Genomic DNA, 22,665 nt, shown 5'->3' on the forward strand with positions numbered 1-22,665 from the left:
GCCCCTCCCGACCGCATCATCGCCTGCCCTTCCGCCCGAGATCGGAGCCCGCCCCGCCATGCGCATCCTGGTGACACGTCCGATAGACGACGCACAGACGCTCGCGGAAAAGTTGCATCGCCTGGGGCATCAGGCGGTGATCGCGCCCTTGATGACCGTCCGTTACCGGCCGATTCCGGATCTGGAGCGGGTGCTGGACCGGGCGCAGCGTGTGCTGCTGACCAGCGCCAATGGCGCCCGGGCACTGGCGCGGGCGACTGATCGTCGTGACCTGAAGCTGGCCACCGTCGGCCGCGCCACGGCCGAGGCTGCCAAGCGCGCCGGCTTCACCCGTATCGACGTGGCCGGCGGTGATGCCGACCGGCTGGCCGAACTTTGCGCCAATTCCTACAAGCCTGCGGACGGCCCGCTCGCCCATATCGCCGGCAGCGTGGTCACCGGCCGGTTGGGGGAGCAGCTGGGTGCGCTGGGTTTCACCGTCGAACGCCGGGTCGGCTACGATGCCGCCGCGATCGGCGAACTGCCGCCGCCGGTGGCAGAGGGGCTGGCCCAGGGCCAGCTGCCGGTGGTGATGCTGTTCTCGCCCCGGACCGCCCGTCTGTTCCTCGACGAGATCGGGCGCCTGGGCATCGGCGCGTCCTTCTGTCGCATTGATGCGCTTTGCCTGAGCCCGGCCGTGGCTGAAATGGCGGCCGGCCTGCCCTGGCGGCGGGTGCTGATTGCAGCCGAACCGGCCGGGGACGCCATGCTGGCACTGCTCGATCAGGCCGGTCCCAACGCGCAGAGCGCCAATTCGCAGGGCCCCGCGCAGGAGGGCTGACTCCCCCGTAAAAACCGCGCACGACGCGTCTGGCGGGAACGCGGCCGGGCCCTCGCGGCTTGCCTATGGGTGCCCGATCGGCGACAAAGGGTGCAAGCCGACCAGACGGAGACCGCCCGATGACCGAAAGCCGGACGCCGCCCTCCGGGAAGAAGACCGGCCCTGAGGCCGGTCGGCCCGACGCTGCCGCGGCCGAAACCGAAGGCGCCACCGCCCCGACGGAGGCGGTATCGACGCCTGCGGAGCCGAAGCCTGCTGCCCGGACCGGCGCCGACGACGCCACGTCCTCACCTGCCGGAGGTGCGAATGCCGCCGGCAAGGCCGGGGCACCGAAGCCAGAGCCTGCAAAGGCTGCCCCTTCGAAGGCAGACGCACCGAAGGCCGACACCCCGGGGGCGGAGCCTGCAAAACCCAAGGCTGCACCGGCAGCCGACGACGCCACGCCGGCTGCCCGCATCATCACCCCGACCGACCATCGCGCCCAGCCGCGCGACCGGGTCGGCCGTGCCGCCCTGGGCGTCTCTGTCCTGGCGCTGGTGCTGGTTGTGGTGGGCGGCGTGGTGGTCACCGCGGCCCCCGACAGGGTCCGGACCATGCTGGGCGCCGCCCCAACCACCGTCGAACCAGCCCTTTCGGACCGGATGGCAGCGCTGGAGCAGCGGCTCGATCAGGGGCCGCCCGACACCGCCGAGATCGAGCGCCGGCTGGGCACCGTCGAGAATGGCCTCGGCAGCCTGGAAGAGGACCGGCTGGGGGAGCGCATCGGCGCCCTTGAGGACGCGGTCGCCCGGCTTGAAGCCCTGACCGAAACCGTGTCGAAGCTGGAAGCGGAGCTGTCGCGCACCAACGAGACCGTGGCGCGGATCGGCCCGTTGGAAAACCGGCTGGCCAATGTCGAAGGTGCGGCCCGCAACCTTTCGGACCGTGCGGCAATCGCCGAAAACCGGCTGGCGGATACCCCGACCGCGGATGCCATGCGCCTGACCGCGCTGGCGCTGGCCGATGCCCAGCTCGCGGATGCGCTGGATGCGGGCCGCAGTTTCGAAGGCCCTCTGGGGGCAATCCGCGCCCTGGGCCGCGGCGATGGCGAGATCACCGATGCCGTCGGACAGCTGGCGCCGCATGCGGCCGAAGGCGTGCCGACCCGTGACGAGTTGATCGCACGCTTCCAGGCTCTGGTGCCGACCATCCTGCAGGCCGCAGAGACCAAGCCCGCCGAGGGCGACGTAGTGGGCGGGGTGCTCGCCGAGCTGCGCGGTCTGGTGACCGTACGTCGCACGGGGCAGGAGCAGGCCGCGCCGGCCGCCGGCGCGCCTGAAGGCGATGCCGACCTGACCGTCGCCGCCATCGAACGGCGGCTGAAGGCAGGCGATCTCGCCGGTGCCGTTGCCCGTGCCGAAGACCTGCCGCCCGCCGCCGCCGAACGTGCCGCCGCCTGGACGGAGGCCGCAAAGGCCAGGCTAGCGGTCGAGAAGGCCGCAGCGACCCTCGGCGATGCCGTGGCCGCGCGCTTCGAGGCCGGCGCACGCGAGACTGCCGTCGTGCCCGCCGCCGGCGAGGCCGGTTCCCGGAATGCTGGTGAGGCTGCCCAATGATCCGCGTCATCCTGCTCGTCCTGGTCATCATTGCCCTCAGCCTGGGCGGCGCCTGGATCGCCGACCATCCCGGCAGCTTCTCGGTCGACTGGCTTGGCTGGCGCGTCGAGACCAGCTTTGCGGTGGCGCTTGCGGTGCTGGTCGTGGCACTGGCGGCACTCGCAATCGTGGTTCGCCTGCTCTCAGGCCTGGTCACCGGCCCGAAGAGCTTCATGCGTCGCCGTACCGAGCGCCGCCGCCGTCGGGGGCTGGAAGCCATGACCCGCGGTCTTGCCGCTGTGGCTGCCGGCGATGCCCGCGATGCCCGTAAGCTGTCGGCTCGGGCCGAGCGGCTGCTCGACGCCCAGCCGCTCGCCGACATGCTCGCCGCGCAGTCAGCACAGCTGGCCGAAGATCCGGCCGAGGCCGAGCGCCGCTGGACCCGCATGCTGGAGCACGAGGAAACCGCTGAACTCGGCCTGCGTGGACTGGCGGTGATGGCCCGCCGCCAGGGCGACGGTGCCGCGGCAGTGGCTCGCGCCCGCGAGGCGCTGGCGAAGCGACCCGGCACACGCTGGGCGCTGGAGACCGTGTTCGAGGTGAAGCTAGCCGACGGCGACTGGGCCGAAGCCGAAGCCGCACTGACCGCGCTTGAACGGCACAAGCATCTGGACCGCGAGGAAAGCCGGCGTCGGCAATCGGCGCTGGAGATCGAGCGCGCCCGCGCAGATAGCGTCGCCGGCCACCACGACGACGCCACCACCCGTGCACGCACCGCCGTCAAACTGGCTCCGGGCCGGCCCGAGGCGGCGATCACACAGGTCGAGGTCGCCATTGCGGCCGGCAAGCTGCCGGTGGCCCGCAAGCTGATCGAACAGAACTGGGGCGCCGCGGCCCACCCTGAGCTGGGGCGGCTTTACGTCACCCTGCTTGGTGGCAACACCACCCCCACCGAACGGGTGCAGCGCGCCCGCGATCTGGCCCAGATCGCCCCCACCCAGGCCGAAAGCCGGCTGCTGGTGGCCGAAACGGCGCTTGAGGCCGGCATCCTGGGCGTTGCCCGTGATTCCGCCAACAAGATCGCCGTCGCCGATCGCGATACCCGTGCAGAACGCATCGCGGCACGTGCCGCAGAAGCCGATGGCGACTGGCAGTCCGCCGCTCAGGCCTGGCACCGTGCGGCCGATGCCCGCCCGGCACCGGGCTGGATCTGCGGTCGCTGCAACACGGTGCACACCCGCTGGCACGCCGTCTGCGGCAACTGCGGCAGCTTCGACACCATCAGCTGGAGCCGGCCGGCCACGGTGCCCGCCGCCGTGCCCGCGACCACCGGGCCGGCACCGGTGGCCAGCAGCGCCGCAGCCACCCCGCCGATGGATCCCGCCGCCCCCGGGCGGCCACCCGCCGCCGCCTGAGCATGGTCCCGAGGCGGCAACGATACGACCAAGGTCGGTCAACCCCCCGGAATGTTTGACGCGGGCGCCGCGAGGGGCGCATATACCGGGCGGATGGATAAGCCCGGACGCGGGCGGCCGTGCCATGTCCGGCCCTCCCGCGGACCACTTGCCGATGGAGCCTAGGACGCGATGACCGAGACCACGCCGAAGACGCGCGTCGAGAAGGACACGATGGGGTCGCTCGACGTGCCAGCCGACCGCTACTGGGGTGCCCAGACCCAGCGGTCGCTGCAGAACTTCAAGATCGGCGGCGAGAAGATGCCGGTGCCGCTGGTGCGCGCGCTGGGCGTGCAGAAGCTGGCCGCGGCACGGGTGAACATGGCCCTGGGCGCGCTGGACGCGAAGGTCGGCGAGGCCATCGTCGCCGCGGCCCGCGAGGTCGCCGACGGCAAGCTCGACGATCACTTCCCGCTGGTGGTCTGGCAGACCGGTTCGGGCACCCAGACCAACATGAACGCCAACGAGGTGATCTCGAACCGCGCGATCGAGATGCTCGGCGGCGAGATCGGCTCGAAGAGCCCGGTTCATCCGAATGACCACGTGAACTGCGGCCAGTCGTCGAACGACACCTTCCCGACCGTGATGCACATCGCGGCCGCGGTGGAAGCGACCGGCCATCTGATCCCGAGCCTGCGCCACCTGCACAAGGCCCTGGCCGACAAGGCCGAGGCCTTTGCCGAGATCATCAAGATCGGCCGTACCCACACCCAGGATGCGACGCCGCTGACCCTCGGCCAGGAATTCGGCGGCTATGCCCGCCAGATCGAATACGGCATCGCCCGCGTCGAATCGTCCCTCGCCCGCGTCTACGAGCTGGCCCAGGGCGGCACCGCCGTCGGTACCGGCCTCAACGCCAAGATCGGCTTCGCCGAAGCCTTCGCCGACGAGGTGGCGAAGATTACCGGCCTGCCCTTCATCACGGCGCCGAACAAATTCGAGGCGCTGGCTGCCAATGACGCGCTGGTCGAGCTGTCGGGCGCGCTGAACGTGCTCGCCGCCAGCGTGATGAAGATCGCCAACGACATCCGCTTCCTGGGCTCGGGCCCGCGCTCGGGCCTGGGCGAGCTGCTGCTGCCCGAGAACGAGCCCGGCTCGTCGATCATGCCGGGCAAGGTGAACCCCACCCAGTGCGAGGCGCTGACCATGGTCGCCGCCCAGGTGATGGGCAACCATGTGACGGTGACGGTCGCTGGCTCGAACGGCCATTTCGAACTGAACGTCTTCAAGCCGGTGATCATCTACAACGTCCTGCAGTCGATCCGCCTGCTGGGCGACGCCGCGGTCAGCTTCGCCGACAACTGCGTGGTCGGCATCGAGGCGAACACCCGCCGCATCGACGAGCTGATGCGCAACTCGCTGATGCTGGTGACGGCGCTGAACCCGTATATCGGCTATGACAACGCCGCCAAGGCGGCCAAGACCGCCCATAAGGAAGGCACCAGCCTCAAAGAAGCGGTGGTCAAGCTCGGCCTGCTCACCGAGGACGAGTTCGACCGCTATGTCGACCCGAAGCTGATGATCGGCCCCAGCGCCTGAGCCATCACGCAGCGGAACGACCCCGTCGGCAGGCGGGAGGAAACGCCACGGGCGGCATCGGATCTCCGGTGCCGCCCGTCCGTGTTTTTCAGTCTTTGAATCTGCGGGTCATTTCACCCGGATGCGATTGAGCAGGTCAACGATCCGCGCCTGATCGAGCGGCTCGTCCAGCGGCACGCAGATATGGCCGTCGAGGCGGATGGAGCTGAGGTTGGCCGGCAGCGGCGCCGGCTTGGCAGGCGCGGAGACCGGTTCGGACTGCGGTGCAGCCTGCGGCTGAGGTCCGGCTGCGGGCCTTGCCTCGGGTTGGGCCTCCGGTTCGGCTTGGGCCTCCGGTTCGGGTTCAGGCATCGCCTCGGGCTCCGCGGCCTCATCCCCTCCGAACAGCCGCGAGAAGAAGGCGCCCACGGGATCCCCCTGCTCCTCGGCAGGCGCTTCGGCTTTGGCCGGCGCCTGATCGGCGGGTTCCGCCGGCACGGCCTTCGGGGCGGGGGGCTCGGCGGCTTCCGGCCGCTCGTCAGCCTGGCTGTCGAACCAGCGCCCGATCCCGGCAAACACCGCACCGATGCCGGTGTCGCCGTCGATCTCGCCGATCGCGGTATCGACGACCGGCGGCGCATCGGGCTCCGGCGAGCGCCGGCCCCGTGCCGGGGCCGGTGTTGTTTTCGCCGTATCGGCTTCGGCCGCGGCATCGATCAGTGACTGGTCGGGCAGGCTGGTCGTAAACAGGACGCAATGCGCGTTCGCCGTTTCCGCCCGCACCCAGTCCAGCCGCGCGCGCGGGCCGTCATTCAACGCCACATCGAGACTGCCGCCGCCGCCGACCGTGTAGGCGAAGCGCTGGAAATAGAGCGGAAGCGCCTCCTCAAGCGCAGTAACAGGATCCGGTGGCCCATCTGGACCGTCCGGCTGGTCCGCTCCGCCCCCGTTATCCACCGGCGAGGCAGCCGGCACGGAGCTGCGGCTGCCGCCATTCCGTCCGGGCCCGTTGAGAAAGCCGTTCACCACCGAAAACGCCTGACTGCCTGCCGGATCGACGGCAGCCGGTGCCCCGTCTTCATCGGGGGCTGACAGGTCCAGCCCGGCCAGGCGCGGATCCGCAGCCCTTACCGGCACGGTGGCGGGCTGCGTCGGGGCCCCCTTGCCGGCCACCGTGCTCTGCCCGCTCGCGGTCCCCGTCCCGGCAACGGCAGCGGTTTCGGGCTCGGGCGCAGACGCATCGGGGGTGAGCAGGGCAGACCGGCTTTCCGATGCCAGGCGCTGCAGACGCACCTGTCCCCGGGGCACGGCGCCATAAAGGTCGCCGTAATCGGCAATTGCCCGGTCGTAGATGCCATACGGCTGAACCACGAAGCGCGACGGCTGGCGCTGCAGCGCCGGCCAGTCGATCCGCACCGGAGACTGCCACTCGGCCATCAATCCGTAACGGGGCGGCACCAGCGGCTGCAGCAGCGGCGCACAGCCCCCCGCAGGCAACAGCATGGCCAGAACCGCAAGCCGGCGGGCAGATGGGCGCAAGATCATGGGCAGGACATATCCGTCTGGCAGATGCGGTCGACCGACAGTCGGCCACGGGGACCATGGCAGGTCAAGCCCGCCCCCGTGGCAATATCATGGCCCGCGATTCCTGGCCCCACTGATTCGTAATCAGTTGCCGCAATGGGGGATGATCGGCTGTGATGCGCGGGCCCTTTCCTTTGCAACCGGAACGCTGATGTCGCCCTCTGCCCCCGCCCTGTTGCTCGCTCCGCTGCCGGTTCTGCTCGCCATGGTCCTGCTGGCACTGCGACGCAGTTCCCTGGAAGCGGGTCTCGCCGGTGCCGGGGTGGCGGTGCTGATCGCGCTCGGCAGCGGGGTGGATGTCGCCTCCCTGATCGATGCCGGGCTCCGCGCCGGCTGGATCGCCTGGACGGCCGTATCGGTCATCCTCGCCGGGCTGGTTTTCGATGCCGTGGCCTCGCCTGCCGCCGCCCTTGGCGGGGAGCGCACGGTCGCCGCCGATCCGGCGCGCTATCGCCGCATCTTCACCGCCTGCATGCTGATCGGCCCCTTCGCCGAAAGCGCCACCGGCTTCGGCGTCGGTGCCGTGGTGACGGCCGCCCTGCTCCGCCTTGAAGGGCTGCCGCCGATCCGGGTCGCGGTGCTGTCGCTGTTGAGCCAGTTGCTGGTGCCCTGGGGCGCACTCGCCATCGGAACCCAGGTCACGGCCGCCCTGCTCGACCACGACCCGCATCTGCTGGGCGCCGCTACAGCGCTGCTCTCCGCCCCGGTCTATGCCGGCGCACTGATATTGCTGCGCCTTCAGGCCGCGGCGTCCGGCATCCGCCCGCGGGGGCAGGGCTATCGCATTTGCCCGATGACGGATCGGGCGAATGCGTCGGACCATCCGGATCGCTTTCGCTTGCGACGGATGGAGATGGTTGGCCTGGCAGTTTTGAGGACGTTGAGGGCGAGTTTTCGGATGATGGCGAGGTTTTCCGGGCCGTGGTCCTTGCGAGCGCGGGCCTCGTCCTCGCGGAAGGTGGTGTCGAGAACCCAGTGCAGGCCGTTCTCGATGGCCCAGTGGCCGCGGACGGCCTTGGCGAAGGCGGCGGCGGACAAGCGGGCGGAGGAGAGGTAATAGCGGGTAGATGTGCTTGTCTTTCCGTCCCGCTCGACGGTGGCGACGACCCGGGCGATGGTGGCGAGCGCCGGCATGGCAGGCCGGTCGGGGTCCCGCTTTTCCGGGAACAGCCAGTCGACGTCATGAACCACCTCGTGCCGACGGATCTCCAGACGGCCGTGGTCTGCGTCGGTGGTTTGCAGCGTCTCGGCCGGCGCCGTCGCCGGATCGGCGAACCAGGTCTCGACGTCGGCAAGGGTGGCGGGGCGGTTTTTCTTCAGCGCGAAGAGGTAGTCGCCGCCGCGCTCCAGCACGAGGCGCGCCGTCTCGCCCTGGCAGTGGATCGCGTCAGCGGTGACGAGCATGCCCTTCAGATCGATGATGGCGAGGAGGGCGCGGGCGGCGGTGATCTCGTTGCCGCCCTCTGGAACCGCCGCCTGGCCGAGCACCAGCCCGGCCTCGCCGGCAAAGGCGCTCACCACGTGCAGCGCGCTCTTACCCGCAGCCCGGTCAAACGAACGCCGGAGCGTTTTGCCATCAATGGCGATTACGCCGGGACCATCGGCTCCGAGATCGTCGAGGAACTGTGAGAAGCACGCCGACAACGCTGCGGGATCGATCAGGCGGAACAGCCGCGAGAACGTGTCATGGCTTGGCAAGCCGTTGGGAAGGCTGAGAAACTCCCGGAAGAGCTCCTCGCGGTCCTCTGCGAAGTCGGCAAAATCGACGCAGCTCTCGCAGCCGCAGATCGAAGCCGTCAGCGCGATCACCAGGAGGTCCAGAAGCTCATGGCGTCTCGCGTTACCCGTGCGCGGGTCGGGCACCTGGCGCAGGATGGTGATCAGAGATGGCATCGGTTCCTCCTTGGAACCGAATAAAGAATCCATCTCTGACCATTCCGCTACCCGGGATTTTCAAATGCGATTCCCCTGCCGCGGCACTACAGGATCTGGCCGGCCGATGCCGGCCCGTCTAGGATAGACAACGCATGCCCCGGCCCGCTTGGGCGGCGGCAGATCAAAGAGAGGCGCCCACATCCCGCGAGGCGCCCGCACCCAGGAGACGCCCTCCCCCATGGCCCGTTCGGATTTCGATTTCCACTTCCCCTTCCGTATCCGCTATTCAGAAGTGGACGGCCAGCGCGTTGTATTCAATGCGCATTATCTCACCTATTTCGATACGGCGATCACGGAATTCCTGCGCTCACGCGAGATCGGATACAACGACCACTTCTCCCCGGACACGTTCGACTTTCATCTGGTCAAGGCGACGGTCGAGTACAAACGGCCGATCCGCTTCGATGACGAGATCGATGTCTGTGTGCGGATCGGCGCGGCCGGCCGGTCGAGCGTGACCTTCGCGATCGAAATCCATCCCAAGGGAGAGGATGCGCTGCTCTCCACCGGCGAGATCATCTGGGTCTACACCGATATGCAGGCCGGCCGCTCGGCGCCGGTGCCCGGCTGGTTCCTGGAGCGCATGGGCTGGACGGCGGCCTGAGACCTGCGGGCGGATCGGGGCGGGGTGGTCAATCCGCCTCGATCCGCTCCATATCCTCGTCGGAGAAGCCGTAGTGATGGCCGATCTCGTGGATCAATACGTGACGGATCAGCTCGTAGAGTGTTGAGCCGGCGGCCTCGCCCTCGGTCTCTGCCCAGGCATCGAGCAGCGGGCGGCGATAGAGAAAGACCATATCCGGCCAGGCCTGCGGCTGCGTCAGTGACCGCTCGGTCAGCGGCACGCCGCGATAGAGGCCGAGCAGGCCGAAGGGATCCTCGATGCCCATCTCTGCCAGGGTCTCGTCATCGGGAAAATCTTCCACCCGGATGGCGACCGGGCCGATCGCCTCGCGGAAGGCGGCCGGCAGGCTGCCGAAGGCCTGGTCGGCGATTGCGTCGAACACGTCAAGGCCGGGGGCCACGAGATTGCCATAGCGGCGAGCCGGATCGTCCTCGGCAGCGGTCATCTGGCTTGCGCCTCCATTCCGGATGTCACGTCTCTCGGGTTGACAGGCCCTGCGCCTGCGGGCCCTTCTGGTGATCAGGGATCCGCGGGCGCCAGAGGCCCGTGGACGCGATATGGGGAGCCTCGCCATGGTCGAAAAGCTCGACCCCGCCGCCCGCGCCGAACTTCTTGCCTCGCTCCCCGGCTGGAGCGAGGTGGAGGGCCGTGACGCGATCGAGAAGACCTTCCGCTTCACCGATTTCAAGGCCGCCTTCGGCTTCATGACCCGGGTTGCCATAGCGGCAGACGGCCAGGATCATCACCCCGAATGGTCGAATGTTTACAACCGGGTCACGATCCTGCTGACCACCCATGATGCCGACGGCCTGTCGGCACGCGATGCGAAGCTTGCGCGGGTGATTGAGGAGGCAGCAGCCGGCAGCGGATTGGCCGACTGAACGGCCGGCCGGTCACGGCAGGAAAAAGGGCCGCGTCCCTTTGCGGAGACGCGGCCCTTTCCGTAGCTGTCTTCCTGTCCGGATCCGGCTTCCGGCTCAGCGCGCCGACATGCGGATGGCGCCGTCCAGGCGGATGACCTCGCCGTTCAGCATGCTGTTCTCGACGATGTGGCGGGCAAGCGCGGCATACTCCTCGGGCCGGCCGAGCCGCGAGGGGAAGGGCACGCTGGCACCCAGGCTGTCCTGAACCTGCTGCGGCAGCCCGAACAGCATCGGCGTGCCGAAGATGCCCGGGGCGATGGTGCACATGCGGATGCCGTGCTGGGCCAGCTCACGCGCCACCGGCAGCAGCAGGCCGACAACGCCGCCCTTCGACGCCGAATAGGCCGACTGGCCGACCTGGCCTTCGAAGGCCGCGATCGAGGCGGTGTTGATGATCACGCCGCGCTCGCCATCCTGGGTGACCGGATCGGCCTTCGCCATCTGGGCGGCGGCAAGGCGGATCATGTTGAAGGTGCCGATCAGGTTGACGTTCACCACCTTCGAGAAGGCGTCGAGCGAGGCCGGGCCGTCCTTGCCCAGCACCTTGAAGGCGGGCGCGATACCGGCGCAGTTGACCAGAATGCGAACCGGTCCATGGGCTGCGGCGGCCGTCTCGAACGCGGCCTCGGCTGCGGTCGGGTCGGTCACGTCCAGCTTGATCGCCAGGCCGCCGATCTCGCGCGCCAGCTCTTCGATCGCCTGCTCGTTCAGGTCGACGACGGTCACCTTGGCGCCGGCGGCGGCGAGCGCCCGGGCCGTGCCGGCGCCCAGGCCGGAGGCACCACCGGTCACGACTGCGGCAACACCGTTGATCTGCATGGGTCCTGGTCTCCTCGATCGCTGTCGCTGCGGGGCCGGGGCGCGGGGCGGCGACCTCCGGAATTCTCCCCCATCGCCGGGAATTGATCCGCCATTCAGCGGCAGGGGTCAAGCCCGGCCGACCCGCGGGTCAGCCCGCGACGGCCGGGTCGCGCCACTGGCGGGCGTCCGGTTGCCGGATCAGGGCCGAAGCCATCGCGCAGCGTGAGGTCGGTGGTCAGGAGTCGAGGGTGCGGGTGCCGACCGGCGTCCAGCCGGCCCAGCCGGCCAGCCAGTCGATCAGATCGTGAAAGGCGTCGAGGTCGTCTTCGCTGGTGGGGGGCACCACGGTCGGGCGCCCGCCGCGTTCCACCACCCGGCTTAAGGCCAGGCGGCCGCGGCTGCGGTCGACGGCGACCACGGCCAGCCAGCGGGCACCGTCGCCCGCGATCAGTTCCGCGCCCTCGTCATCCTCGTGCTGGATCATCGGCCGCGAGGTGCCGCCGGCTGAGGGCGCACCCTCGAACACGCCCGAGAACACGATCGCGCTCGGATTGGCCGCGACCGCGATCGCGCGGGCGGCGCGCTCGTCCTCCGGGCCGTCGCCGGGCAGGTCCAGCTCCAGCACCCGTTCGCCCTCTTCCTCCCCGCGATCGACTTCGGCAAGGAAGTCCGGGAAATCCTCGCCCAGCGCATCCTGCAGGGCTTCGAGCCCGGCATCGCCCATGCCGATGCGCGATGCGCCGAACCAGATCAGCCGCCAGAGCGGCCGGCCGTCGCCGGCTTCCACGCGCTCCACCGCCTCGCGCTGATTGACGGCGAGAATGGTGGCGAGGGCGGGGCGGCTCATCTCACGGTCGGTCATTTGTCCTCGGGCGTGGTTTCTGAACGGTCGGCAGTGGCGGCAGGGGTGGTGACGGCTGCCGTGGGGCGGCCGGCCAGGCGCGCTTCGCGGCGGGTGATGTACACGGCAGAGCCGATGATGACGGTTGCGCCGACCAAGGTCCAGGGGTCCGGTACCTCATCGAAGAAGGCAAGGCCGATCAGCACCGCGAAAGGCAGGCGGGTGAAGTCGAAGGGCATCACCGCCGAGGTGGGAGCGGCGGCGTAGGCGCGGGACAGGAAGATCTGTGCGACGATCGCGGTTGCCCCCACCAGCAGCAGCCATGCCCATCCCTCCCAGCCCGGCCAGCTCCAGACGAAGGCGGCGGGAATGAATGAGATCGGCGTCATCACGATGTTGGACCAGAACGTGATCACGGCCGGTCCGTCATGGGCGGCCATGCGCCGGATGGAGATCGCCGACGAGGCCATGAACAGCGCCGAGGCAAGGGCTGCGATGGTGCCGGCCGACACTTCGGTGAAGCCGGGGCGCAGCACCACCAGCGTGCCGGCGAACCCCACCGCCAGTGCCGTCCAGCGCCGGGCCCGCACCGTCTCGCCGAGGGCGATGACGGCAAGCAGCGTGGCGAAGAGCGGCAGGGTGAAGTTCAGTGCCACCGCATCGGCAAGCGGGATGGTCGCCACCGCAAAGAACCAGGTGGACATCGCCAGGAAGCTGGTCAGCCCGCGCAGCCCGAACAGCGTCCAGCGCCGCCGGAAATTATAGGGCAGCGGCAGTCGGCGCAGCATGGGCACCATCAGCACCACGCCGAACAGGTTGCGGAAGAACACCACCTCCAGCGGGTGGACATGCTGGGCCGCCATGCGGATCTCGGCCGCAAGCAGGGCCAGCATGCCGCAGGCGGCGGTCATCCAGAGCCCGCCCAGAATCAGGGCGCGGCCCGGATCGACCGGGGCGGACGGGACAGGACGGACGGGCATCTGGGGAACCTGACGGGCGGATCGCGGCGGGTGACGAGACAATAGACCCCCGATCGGCCGCGATGCCAATGGTCTGCGGGCACCCGCCCGCGCATGGCCGGAATGCAGGCGGGACGAACGTCGTACGGATATCACCCGCGATGCGGCCGGCGGTGTCTTCAAAGCGCTGCGGCGCAAGCACTTGCCCGATACCGGCGGTTTCGTCGCCGGCCGGGGCGGCGCTCATTGACAGCATCGGCCCCGCCGCTTATCAAACGGGGACCGGGGGTATCATCGGGGGGAAACCCTCGCGAGAAAAGGCGGTATGCATGAGCAAGAAAGTCTACCCTGACGCGGTGGCGGCGCTCGCCGGCCTGCTCAGGGACGGCATGACCATCATGTCCGGTGGCTTCGGACTGTGCGGCATTCCGGAAAACCTGATCCTTGCGATCCGCGAGTCCGGCGTTCGCGACCTGACTGTCATCTCGAACAATGCAGGCGTCGATGGTTTCGGCCTCGGCATCCTGCTCGAGACCCGGCAGGTGCGGAAGATGGTCTCGTCCTATGTGGGCGAGAACAAGACCTTCGAGAAGCAGTACCTCGCGGGCGAGCTGGAGCTTGAATTCAACCCGCAGGGCACGCTGGCCGAGCGCATCCGCGCCGGCGGTGCCGGTATCCCGGCCTTCTTCACCAAGACCGGCGTCGGGACCATCGTCGCCGACGGCAAGGAAGTCCGCGAGTTCGATGGCGAGCAGTACGTCATGGAGCGGGGGCTGGTCGCCGATCTGTCGATCGTGAAGGCCTGGAAGGGCGATACCGAGGGCAATCTGATCTATCGGATGACCGCCCGGAACTTCAATCCGATGATGGCGACCGCGGGCAAGGTGACCGTGGCCGAGGTCGAGGAACTGGTCGAGCCGGGCGCCCTGGGCGCCGACGCGATCCACACCCCCGGCATCTTCGTGCAGCGGATCCTGGCCGGCAGCAATTACGAGAAGCGCATCGAGCAGCGCACCACTCGTGCCCGTGGGGAGGCGTGACCATGGCCTGGACTCGCGAAGACATGTGCCGCCGCGCGGCGAAGGAGCTGAAGGACGGCTTCTACGCCAATCTCGGCATCGGCATCCCGACGCTGGTCGCGAACTACATTCCGGACGGCGTGCATGTGGTGCTGCATTCCGAGAACGGCATGCTCGGCATGGGGCCCTTCCCCTATGACGACGAGGTCGACCCCGACCTGATCAATGCCGGCAAGCAGACGATCACCGAACTGTCCTATTCCAGCTATTTCGACAGTGCGACCAGCTTCGCCATGGTGCGTGGCGGACACATCAACCTGTCGATCCTGGGCGCGCTGCAGGTCTCCGAGGCAGGCGATCTCGCCAACTGGATGATCCCGGGCAAGATGGTCAAGGGCATGGGCGGTGCCATGGACCTGGTGGCCGGCGTTCAGCGCGTGGTGGTCATCATGGACCACAATGCCAAGGACGGCTCGGCCAAGCTGGTCAAGGAATGCAGCCTGCCGCTGACCGGCAAGGCCTGCGTCGATCTGCTGATCAGCGAGGTCGGCGTGTTCAGCTTCGAGGACGGCCTGACCCTGATCGAGCTGGCCCCGGGGCTGACGGTCGACGAGGTCAAGGCCCGCACCGAGGCCGAATTCAAGGTCGCGCCCGGTCTCGCCTGACCGGATCCGCTGCCTGATGACGACAAGGCCGGCATCGCATCCGCGGTGCCGGCCTTTCGTCATCTCAGATGAAGGCCTCCGACGGCCGGATCACGCCGACCTCGGCACCGGCCCAGGTGGTGATGCCGCGCCGGCTCCAGGGAGCGAGTGCATCGAGATCGGCGTCATCGAGGGCGCCGAGTCGTGCCAGTGTGGCGAGCAGCGCCGTTTCCGCGGCCCGAACCGCCCCGTCCTCGACCTTGAGCGCCACCCCGAGACCCAGGCCGGGCAGGGCTGCGGCATAGACGCCTTCGGCGCCGACCTTGGCCAGCACCCGGCCCGGCGCCTGACGGGCGATGGCGGAACAGAGCCGGCCGGTACCGGCAATCATCTCGGGCGCCGTCCAGACCGCCCGGCTCAGCCGGGACATTGCATCGCGCCGGGCGGTGGTCTCACGCGAGGGGTCGGCAATGCGGGCGAAGGCGAGTGCGAGGGCGCGAAGCGGCATGGCGATCACCGGGATGCCGCAGCCGTCGATTCCCTGGGGTGCATCGTCCAGCGGATGGTCGCCCAGCTCCGACAGGGCGTCGCGCCAGCGCCGTTGTACCGGGTGGTCGCGGTCGCCATAGCCGGTCACGGCTTCGCCCAGATGGCGGGCGGTGGCCAGGAAGCCGCAATGCTTGCCGGAGCAGTTGTTGTGGGCGCGGGAGGGGGCGCCGCCATCGCGCGCCATGGTACGAGCGGTTGCGTCGTGCGACGACCAGTGGGCGCCGCAGATCAGGTCCTCGGTGCCGAGCCCCATCCGATCCAGCCAGGCCGACACCCGGCCGACATGCATCGGCTCACCGTTATGGCTGGCCTGGGAGAGGGCCAGTTCCGCCGCGCTCAACCCCATTGCATCGGCCGCACCGCTTTCGATCAGCTGCAGGGCCTGAATCGGCTTGGTGGCTGAACGGGGAAAGACCGGGCGGTCACCGTCGCCAAGCGCCAGGACCACGCGGCCCTGCGCATCGCAGACCACCACGGCACCCCGGTGGCGGCTTTCGACGAAGCCGCCACGGACCACCTCGACCAGAACCGGATCGCTCACCATCACCCTCTCCGCCTCCACTTTGCGCTGGGCGGTCAGGATGATGCCGCAACCCCCGCAGTTCAAGGCCTCGGGAGTGGGGCGTTCAGAAGCGGATGAAGGGGTTGAGCAGCCGGCCGACGGTGCCGGTCAGCGAGATCGGGGCATCAAGCACCGCAAGGCACAGGCATTCGCCGTCGTCATGGGCGATGGGGCGATGATCCACCTCACCGGTGGAGATCGCGACGTCGCCGGGGAAGAAGTCGCCGCTCTCGTCGCGATAGCCGCCGGCCAGGACCATCAATGCCTCGGTGCCCCTGTGGGTATGCTGGGGCATGGCGCGGCCGGCACCGATCTTCATCAATACGGTCCGGGTGCCCGGATGCCGGCCGACCGCGAGGTCGATGACATGAACGCCTGGTCCGTTCCAGCGCCAGGGGAGATCCTGCGGTGCCGTGGGAAGATAAGCAAGCAGGGGCCTCGGCAGGCGCAACGTGCCCTCGCTTACCGGAAGCAGGGCGTCCAGATCCAGCGACCGGTGGCCGGGCCGGGCCGGCTCAGCCGCGGCATCCTCGGCATCGATCCGGGCAAAAAGGGCGGCCAGCGCGTCGTCGGCCATAGCGACCGGTGCCTGATCGTCGAGAAGGGCCCCACCCGTCGCATCGAGCAGGCGCAGCGTCTCGCGGCAGGTCGGGCACAGCGCGGCATGGCAGGCAACCAGCAGGGCATTTGCCTCGTCCAGCGTGCCGGCTGCGTAATCGACCAGCCACGCCTCCGGCATGTGGTGCTGCGGACCCATGGTCTCGTGATGCTCCATCAGTGTACCGGCCCCAGCGCCGTCCTGAGTTTGGACAGCGCCAGTCTCAACCGTGACTTGACCGTACCGAGGGGAAGGTCTTCGCTCTCTGCAATGGCGCTGTGGGACTTATCCTCGAAGAACGCCATGTGCAGCAGGCGGGCCTGCTCCTCGGGCAGGGTTCCGATGGCCACCTTCAGCCGTTCGGCCTCCTGGCCGGCGGCATAGGCGGTCTCGGCCGGCTGGGCAAGGCCGTCCCCGACCAGGGTGGGGTCGTCAAGCTCAATCTCCGGCCGCTTCTCGCGGCGCAACTCGTCGATGCTGCGGTTGCGGGCAATGGTGAAGATCCAGGTCGCAACCGATGCCTGACGCCGGTCGAACCGCTCGGCCTTGCGCCAGACGGTCAGCATCGCTTCCTGTGCAACTTCTTCAGCCCGCTGAGGGTCGAGGCCGCGCCGGATCAGGAAACCCTTCACACGGGGCGCAAACCACGCATACAGCTCGGCGAATGCCCGACGATCCCTGTCGCGTGCGACAAGGACCATCAGATCGGCCATGCGTTCTGATACCGTGCGCGACCCGTCGGACGGACCGCCACGGCCGTCCACCGTGCTCATGGCGCCATCTAACAGGACTCCTTTCCGCGCCGCAAGGCGCGGACGGATGCAGGTCTCATCGGTCATGGACCGGCCTTTCAGGCCATTGGTTCCCTTTGTCGCAGAGATACGCGGCCCGGCGCTGAGTGGATCAGTGCAAAACGACGCCCCGCGAAAAAAGTTCCGCGGGGCGTGTGTCTGCCAGGGGCCGGTCCGGTCGATGCCGGATCAACGGGGACTGCGGCTGCGGCGGCCATCCAGGCCGGCCTCGGCGCGGGCAATCAGCCTGCCGATATCCTCGCCCGGTTGCAGGGTGGCGCGCGAGACGGACAGGGCAATCCGCCCCACGGCCTCCCGATTGTCGCGACGTACGATCCGCCGGCCCGAGACGATGTTGCGGATCTGCTCGGCGATCGCGCTGGATTCGCCTTCTGTTGTATGGGGCAGCGCAACGGCGAAGCGCTGGGCGCCGAAGCGGGCGGCGACGTCGCGTCCGCGCACGCCGTCGGCCAGGGTCTTGCCCACCAGCCGCAACACCTGGTCGCCGATGCCGGGCCCATGGGCGGCGGCGATGGTGTCGAACCCCTCGATATCGACCAGCATGACGGTCAGCGGATCGCCGGTCTCGCGGGCCAGTGCGATCTCCTCGCCCAGGCGCAGCTCAAAATGCCGGCGGTTGGCGAGACCGGTGAGCGGATCGGTGGCGAGTTCGCGCCGGACCTTGTCCAGATCGCGGCGGACACCGCCGATCTGGTCGGTTGCAGCGTCGAGCGAGCGCACCGCGCCTTCGGTGCGCTGGGCCGTGCGTCGGGCCAGCAGCGCCAGTCCCCGTGCCGCCTCGGCCAGACGCCGGGGATCGACGGCATCGCCATGCTCCAGCCGTTCGGCCAGACGCTGCGCCTCGTCGGCTGCCGTGTCGAGCGCCGAGCGGGCGCCTTCTGCCGCGGTGAGTGCCCGTTCCGCCTCTGCGGCGAGCCGGGCGCCGCCTTCGCGGACCGCCTGGGCCTCGCGGGCCATGCCGAAATGCCGCTCGAAGGCTTCCCGCAGGAAATCCGGGGTCAGCTGCCCGCCATCGGCCAACAGCCCGTCGATCGCCCGGCTGAGTTCCGGGTCGCGACCGGCCTCATGAACGTAGGCCACCGTGTAATTGATCGGATTTGGCGCAACTGCGTGGGATTTGAGAAGTCCGAGGGCAGCCTGTGCGTGGGATTCCGACCGATCGGTCTGTTCCGCGTATTCCACGCGACCCCTCCGACAACTCTGCTGCACACATGGCGCCGATATCTCCGGCGCAGGGTGCATCCGCCGCTTCGAATGCATCCTGCAGCTTAATGGCCCAATTGTTTAAGAGTCGTTAACACACGCCGCAACGCAACAACGATGGCTTCGCTCAGTCCGAGGCGGTTGAGACACCGGCCTCGGCAAAGGTGGCCATGCCGTTATGGGTGGCGATGGCCGCCTGGACCAGGGCAGAGGCCAGCACGGCGCCCGAAGCCTCGCCGAGGGCCATGTCGAGGTCGAGCAGCGGCCGCTGGCCGATGGCGGCGGCCAGGCGCTGATGACCGGGCTCGCGCGACAGATGGGCGATACGGCAATGATCGAGCGCCGCCGGATCCAGCTTCCAGAGCACCGCGGCTGCGGCGGTGCAGGTGAATCCGTCGAGCAGCACCGGCACTCTGAGCATGCGGGCCGCGATCACCGCCCCCACGATCGCCGCCAGTTCGTGGCCACCCAGCCGGCGGAGCACCTGGAGCGGGTCGGCGAGGGCCGGGCCGTGGAAGCCCAGGGCCTCGTCGATCACCGCAATCTTGCGGGCGAGACCGGCATCGTCGACACCCGTGCCGCGACCGGCCCAGTCCGAGCCCATGCCGCCGAATAGCGCGGCGGCGATGGCCGAACCCGCCGTGGTGTTGCCGATGCCCATCTCACCCAGACACAGGATGTCGATGCCGGGCTCCACCGCCCGCATGCCGAAGGCGATGGCGCGCAGCACCTCGGCATCCTCCAGCGCCGGGCCGCGGGTGAAATCCGCCGTCGGCTGGTCGAGGCCCATCTCGTAGACCGACAGCCCGGCACCGAAGGAGCGGCAGAGCTGGTTCACCGCCGCCCCGCCTTCGACGAAATTCGCCACCATCTGTTCCGTGACAGAGGCGGGATAGGCCGAGACGCCGCGTTCGGCGATGCCGTGATTGCCCGCGAAGACGCAGGCGAGCGGCCGGGCGGCCCGCGGCGGATGGGCGGCCTGCCACGCGGCGGTCCAGACCGCCAGCTCTTCCAGCCGGCCGAGCGCGCCGCGTGGCTTGGTCAGTTCCGCGTCGCGGGCGCGGGCGCGCTCCATCGCTTCCTCGTCGGGGCCGGGAAAGGCGCGGACCAGCTCGGCGACGCCGGCGAGATCCTTGAACGGGATGGCGGAATGGTCGGCTGCCACGGCGCGGGGCCTCCTGAGGCACGGGCCGCCGGCGCCTCAGGGGCGTCGCGGCCGGTCGAAGATGCGGAAAATCGTCCCGGACGATACCGGGACGTGATGGCCGGAACGATTGCGCGCCCCGCCCGTCCGGTCAAGCCTTCTGGTATCACGGATGACCCGCAGGCTGGCCGGGTGGTCGGGGCGCCGCTATCTTCGGGCGAGTTCCCTGTTCCGTAACCGGCGTTCCAGGCTCATGACCGATCAGCTGCCCGTCCCCCCGCCGACACCTCCCCCGCCGGTCCCTCCGCCGCCAGCACCTGCGCGACCGCTCGACGGCTTGTGGCTGGCGCTGGGGCTCGTGACCCGTCTGCCGGTGCCGGCGCCGCATGGTCTGCAGCCGGCCGCGCGCTTTGCGGGCTGGCTGGGGCCGGCCGGGTTGATCGCAGGCGGACTTGCCGGGCTGGTGCTGGCGGGGGCGGCAGAGGTTTTTGCCGACCGCTGGATTGCAGCCCTGCTGGCATTGATCGCCGCGGCGCTGATCGGCGGGCTGATCCACGAGGATGGGCTCGCCGATGTCGCCGATGGTTTCGGCGGCGGTCGTGACCGGGCGGCGAAGCTGGAGATCATGAAGGACAGCCGGGTCGGCACTTTCGGTGCCGGCGCGCTGATCCTCGGCTTCGGCCTGCGGGCGGCACTCTATGCGGCGCTGGCCCCGCTGGGGATCGGGGCTGCGGTGCTGGCTGCCGGGGCGGGAGGGCTTTCCCGCGCGGCGATCGGCCTTGCCATGGCCTGGGTGCCACCGGCCCGACGCGACCGGCCGGGCCTGGCAGATGCGGCCGGGCGTGGCCCTGCGGCGGCGGCTGTGGCCGGTCTTGCGGCAACCCTGTTGATCACTGCCGGCCTGGCCTGGTGGGCGCTGGATCTCCAGGCCCTGCCAGCGGTGCTGGGGCTCGTGGTCGGAGCGGCGGTCGGTGCGCTGGTGATCCTGCGCCTGGCGCTCCGTCAGATCGGCGGTACCACCGGCGACGTCTATGGTGCACTTCAGCAGGCGGCCGAGATCGGCGCCCTGCTTCTGGCTTATGGAGGCCTGCTGTGGTGGCCGTGACCCGCTGGTACTGGTTGAGGCATGCCCCGCTTGCGGCGTCGGCGCTCGGACGCATCCACGGTGCGGGGGAGGCGCCTGTGGATCTGCCGCCCCCGCGGCATGCAGCCCGGATCGCCCGCCACCTGCCTGAGGGGATCCGGCTGGTGGCGAGCCCGCTTGCCCGCGCCCGGGACACCGCATCGGTGCTTCGCCCCGACCTCACGGCCCGGATCGACCCGGGTTTCATCGAGCAGAATTTCGGCCTCTGGGAGGGCCGGGTACATGCCGAGATCGAGGCGGCGGAGCCCGACGCCTATGCCGCCTTCTGGCGTCAGCCCGCCCGGGCGCGCCCACCTCAGGGGGAACGTTATTCAGACGTGATCGCCCGCGTCGCCGCGACGGTCGACCGGATCTCCGCCGAGGCGGATACGCGACCGGTGGTGGTCGTGGCCCATGCCGGGGTCGTGCGGGCAGCCCTTGCCCAGGCGCTGGGACTGACGCCTGAGCAGAGCATTTCCTTTGTTGTCGATCCGCTGTCGCTCACCCGGATCGACCGGATCCAGATGGATGACGGCGCGGTGCTCTGGCGGGTGGAGACGGTGAACCGGCCGCTGCTGACGGGAGACGACGAACCATGCTGACCCTGGTTCTGGGTGGGGCGCGCTCAGGCAAGAGTGCCCTGGCGGAGCGTCTGACAGTGGCGGCGGCGGGGGATGTCCGGCCGCTTTATGTCGCCACGGCTGAAGCCTTCGACGACGAGATGCGCGATCGCATCGCGCGTCATCGGACGGATCGCGGGGCCGGCTGGGTGACGGTCGAGGCGCCGGCCGATCCGGCGGGGGCGATCGCGGTGGCCGCGGAGGCGGGGGCGGTCCTGCTCGACTGTCTGACGATCTGGGCGGCGACGCTGATGCATCTGGAGCGGGATCCGGACACCGAAACCGCACGTCTGATCGCAGCTGCCCGTGATCTGGGCCGCCCGGTGGTGATGGTGGCCAATGAAGTGGGGCTGGGCATCGTGCCCGATAATGCACTGGCACGGCGGTTTCGTGATGTCGCGGGACGGATGAACCAGCAGGTGGCAGCGGCAGCCGATCGGGTGATCTTTGTGGCGGCCGGGCTGCCGCTGGTGCTGAAAGGACCTTCTTTCGGTGCCGGAGAGGTCGCATCTTGATCGCACCCCTGTCACAGCCGGTCATGGCATAACGGCGGGGACAGGACGGCACGGAACCGGTTTCACCGAAATCAGGGCGGAGCCTGCGAAGCTCCCCGCCGCTGCCGTCGGATATGCACCCGCCGAGGAGTTTTCTCATGTTCCGCATGCGCCTCAACGACCGCCGCCCGCTTGCGCTGACCGTCGCCGCCATGGCTGCCATGGCGCCGCTGGCGATTGTGGCGCCGGCTTACGCCAACGACCAGCAGGAGACGGTCTCCAAGGCCGCCGCCACGGTCGAAGCGATTCGCAACTCGCCCCAGGGCAAGGATTTCGAGGCGCAGCTGAAGGGCGCACGGGCGGTGCTGATCGCCCCCAGCCTGGTCAAGGCCGGTTTTATCATCGGCGGTGAGGGGGGCGTCGGTGTGCTGATGGCCCGGGATTCGGGCGGCTGGCGCGGGCCGGTGTTCTACGACATCGCCAAGGGCGGCATCGGTCTGCAGGCCGGCGTTCAGGTGTCGGAGACGGTGCTGGTCGTGCGCACCGAGCGCGGGTTGCAGAAACTGCTCTCTGACAAGGTCTCGCTGGGCGGTGACGTTTCGATCGCGGTGGCGACCGTCGGCGCCGGCGTCGAGGGCAGCACCACCACCAACATGGATGCCGACATCGTCGCCTTTTCGAACGCCAAGGGTCTGTTCGGCGGTGCCTCGCTCGACGGCACGGTGATCGTGCCCGAAGAGGACTGGAATCGTGCCTATTACGGCCAGTCGCTGACGGCTGAGAATATCCTTCGCACCAATGTTTCGGACGGCAAGGCCGACACGCTGAAGAGCACGCTCTCGGGACGCTGAGCCGGCAGCCCG

The 22,665-nt window shown here is 69.3% G+C and carries 24 protein-coding genes; 12 read left to right on the forward strand and 12 right to left on the reverse strand.

Annotated features, from left to right (window positions below):
* Positions 1–58 precede the first annotated feature (58 nt).
* The 4 genes from P7L68_RS25585 (at position 59) to fumC (ending at position 5,387) form a co-directional block, all read left to right on the forward strand.
* A complete protein-coding gene (locus P7L68_RS25585) occupies positions 59–820 on the forward strand; it encodes a uroporphyrinogen-III synthase (RefSeq protein ID WP_372002623.1) in 762 nt (253 codons plus the stop codon).
* Between the two features lie 119 nt (positions 821–939).
* Positions 940–2,415: a COG4223 family protein gene (locus P7L68_RS25590; protein WP_372002624.1), complete on the forward strand. Its 1,476-nt coding sequence runs from the start codon at positions 940–942 to the stop codon at positions 2,413–2,415.
* Positions 2,412–3,809: a heme biosynthesis protein HemY gene (locus tag P7L68_RS25595; protein ID WP_372002625.1), complete on the forward strand. Its 1,398-nt coding sequence runs from the start codon at positions 2,412–2,414 to the stop codon at positions 3,807–3,809. The genes P7L68_RS25590 and P7L68_RS25595 overlap by 4 nt, the downstream gene beginning before the upstream one ends.
* 171 nt (positions 3,810–3,980) lie before the next feature.
* Positions 3,981–5,387, forward strand: coding sequence for a class II fumarate hydratase (gene fumC / locus P7L68_RS25600; RefSeq protein ID WP_296714991.1), 1,407 nt, complete (start codon positions 3,981–3,983; stop codon positions 5,385–5,387).
* A gap of 108 nt (positions 5,388–5,495) precedes the next feature.
* Here the strand turns inward: fumC and P7L68_RS25605 are convergent, their stop codons facing one another.
* From P7L68_RS25605 to P7L68_RS25615, 3 genes are all read right to left on the reverse strand, one after another.
* On the reverse strand, positions 5,496–6,911 hold the full coding sequence (locus P7L68_RS25605; protein ID WP_372002626.1) for a hypothetical protein: 1,416 nt from the start codon (positions 6,909–6,911) through the stop codon (positions 5,496–5,498).
* 64 nt (positions 6,912–6,975) lie between these two features.
* Positions 6,976–7,773 (reverse strand): hypothetical protein, encoded by a 798-nt coding sequence (locus tag P7L68_RS25610; protein ID WP_372002627.1) that lies wholly within the window; start codon positions 7,771–7,773, stop codon positions 6,976–6,978.
* Entirely contained in the window at positions 7,728–8,843 is a 1,116-nt protein-coding gene (locus P7L68_RS25615) for an ISAs1 family transposase (RefSeq protein WP_372006792.1), read from the reverse strand. Before P7L68_RS25615 ends, P7L68_RS25610 begins: the two co-directional genes overlap by 46 nt.
* A 220-nt stretch (positions 8,844–9,063) precedes the next feature.
* Here P7L68_RS25615 and P7L68_RS25620 point away from each other — a divergent pair, with 220 nt between their 5' ends.
* Positions 9,064–9,489, forward strand: a complete 426-nt coding sequence (locus tag P7L68_RS25620; RefSeq protein WP_372002628.1) for an acyl-CoA thioesterase — start codon at positions 9,064–9,066, stop codon at positions 9,487–9,489.
* Positions 9,490–9,517: 28 nt separating this feature from the next.
* Here the strand turns inward: P7L68_RS25620 and P7L68_RS25625 are convergent, their stop codons facing one another.
* The gene (locus P7L68_RS25625) at positions 9,518–9,955 is read right to left on the reverse strand and encodes a metallopeptidase family protein (protein ID WP_014746680.1); all 438 of its coding nucleotides are present in this window, start codon (positions 9,953–9,955) and stop codon (positions 9,518–9,520) included.
* A 127-nt stretch (positions 9,956–10,082) separates the two neighbouring features.
* Here P7L68_RS25625 and P7L68_RS25630 point away from each other — a divergent pair, with 127 nt between their 5' ends.
* Positions 10,083–10,391 (forward strand): 4a-hydroxytetrahydrobiopterin dehydratase, encoded by a 309-nt coding sequence (locus P7L68_RS25630; protein ID WP_372002629.1) that lies wholly within the window; start codon positions 10,083–10,085, stop codon positions 10,389–10,391.
* A gap of 96 nt (positions 10,392–10,487) precedes the next feature.
* On the opposite strand, the gene P7L68_RS25635 is transcribed toward P7L68_RS25630, so the two are convergent.
* The 3 genes from P7L68_RS25635 to P7L68_RS25645 all read right to left on the reverse strand — a co-directional run bounded on the left by P7L68_RS25635 (position 10,488) and on the right by P7L68_RS25645 (position 13,055).
* The gene (locus tag P7L68_RS25635) at positions 10,488–11,252 is read right to left on the reverse strand and encodes an SDR family NAD(P)-dependent oxidoreductase (protein WP_372002630.1); all 765 of its coding nucleotides are present in this window, start codon (positions 11,250–11,252) and stop codon (positions 10,488–10,490) included.
* A 217-nt stretch (positions 11,253–11,469) separates the two neighbouring features.
* Positions 11,470–12,096 (reverse strand): hypothetical protein, encoded by a 627-nt coding sequence (locus P7L68_RS25640; RefSeq protein ID WP_372002631.1) that lies wholly within the window; start codon positions 12,094–12,096, stop codon positions 11,470–11,472.
* Entirely contained in the window at positions 12,093–13,055 is a 963-nt protein-coding gene (locus P7L68_RS25645; RefSeq protein ID WP_372002632.1) for a DMT family transporter, read from the reverse strand. The genes P7L68_RS25640 and P7L68_RS25645 overlap by 4 nt, the downstream gene beginning before the upstream one ends.
* Before the next feature lie 308 nt (positions 13,056–13,363).
* Here P7L68_RS25645 and P7L68_RS25650 point away from each other — a divergent pair, with 308 nt between their 5' ends.
* Together P7L68_RS25650 and P7L68_RS25655 are read left to right on the forward strand one after the other, a co-directional pair.
* Entirely contained in the window at positions 13,364–14,074 is a 711-nt protein-coding gene (locus P7L68_RS25650) for a CoA transferase subunit A (protein ID WP_062761522.1), read from the forward strand.
* 2 nt (positions 14,075–14,076) lie between these two features.
* The gene (locus P7L68_RS25655) at positions 14,077–14,718 is read left to right on the forward strand and encodes a CoA transferase subunit B (RefSeq protein ID WP_372002633.1); all 642 of its coding nucleotides are present in this window, start codon (positions 14,077–14,079) and stop codon (positions 14,716–14,718) included.
* A gap of 64 nt (positions 14,719–14,782) precedes the next feature.
* On the opposite strand, the gene P7L68_RS25660 is transcribed toward P7L68_RS25655, so the two are convergent.
* From P7L68_RS25660 to cobT, 5 genes are all read right to left on the reverse strand, one after another.
* The gene (locus P7L68_RS25660; protein WP_372002634.1) at positions 14,783–15,790 is read right to left on the reverse strand and encodes an asparaginase; all 1,008 of its coding nucleotides are present in this window, start codon (positions 15,788–15,790) and stop codon (positions 14,783–14,785) included.
* Positions 15,791–15,872: 82 nt separating this feature from the next.
* Entirely contained in the window at positions 15,873–16,583 is a 711-nt protein-coding gene (locus P7L68_RS25665) for a ChrR family anti-sigma-E factor (protein ID WP_372002635.1), read from the reverse strand.
* A complete protein-coding gene (locus P7L68_RS25670) occupies positions 16,583–17,119 on the reverse strand; it encodes a sigma-70 family RNA polymerase sigma factor (protein WP_372006962.1) in 537 nt (178 codons plus the stop codon). Before P7L68_RS25670 ends, P7L68_RS25665 begins: the two co-directional genes overlap by 1 nt.
* Positions 17,120–17,386: 267 nt before the next feature.
* The gene (locus tag P7L68_RS25675) at positions 17,387–18,298 is read right to left on the reverse strand and encodes a diguanylate cyclase domain-containing protein (RefSeq protein ID WP_372002636.1); all 912 of its coding nucleotides are present in this window, start codon (positions 18,296–18,298) and stop codon (positions 17,387–17,389) included.
* A 250-nt stretch (positions 18,299–18,548) separates the two neighbouring features.
* Entirely contained in the window at positions 18,549–19,586 is a 1,038-nt protein-coding gene (gene cobT / locus P7L68_RS25680; protein WP_372002637.1) for a nicotinate-nucleotide--dimethylbenzimidazole phosphoribosyltransferase, read from the reverse strand.
* 337 nt (positions 19,587–19,923) lie between these two features.
* On the opposite strand from cobT, the gene P7L68_RS25685 reads away from it, so the two are divergent.
* From P7L68_RS25685 to P7L68_RS25700, 4 genes are all read left to right on the forward strand, one after another.
* Positions 19,924–20,670 carry an adenosylcobinamide-GDP ribazoletransferase gene (locus P7L68_RS25685; protein ID WP_372002638.1) on the forward strand — a complete coding sequence of 249 codons (747 nt, stop codon included), beginning with the start codon at positions 19,924–19,926 and terminating at the stop codon, positions 20,668–20,670.
* A complete protein-coding gene (locus P7L68_RS25690) occupies positions 20,661–21,290 on the forward strand; it encodes a histidine phosphatase family protein (RefSeq protein WP_372002639.1) in 630 nt (209 codons plus the stop codon). The genes P7L68_RS25685 and P7L68_RS25690 overlap by 10 nt, the downstream gene beginning before the upstream one ends.
* Entirely contained in the window at positions 21,284–21,823 is a 540-nt protein-coding gene (gene cobU, locus P7L68_RS25695; protein WP_372002640.1) for a bifunctional adenosylcobinamide kinase/adenosylcobinamide-phosphate guanylyltransferase, read from the forward strand. Before P7L68_RS25690 ends, cobU begins: the two co-directional genes overlap by 7 nt.
* Positions 21,824–21,960: 137 nt before the next feature.
* Positions 21,961–22,653, forward strand: coding sequence for a lipid-binding SYLF domain-containing protein (locus P7L68_RS25700; protein WP_372002641.1), 693 nt, complete (start codon positions 21,961–21,963; stop codon positions 22,651–22,653).
* Positions 22,654–22,665 lie beyond the last annotated feature (12 nt).

The organism is Tistrella mobilis (assembly GCF_041468085.1).
GTDB lineage: Bacteria > Pseudomonadota > Alphaproteobacteria > Tistrellales > Tistrellaceae > Tistrella > Tistrella mobilis_A.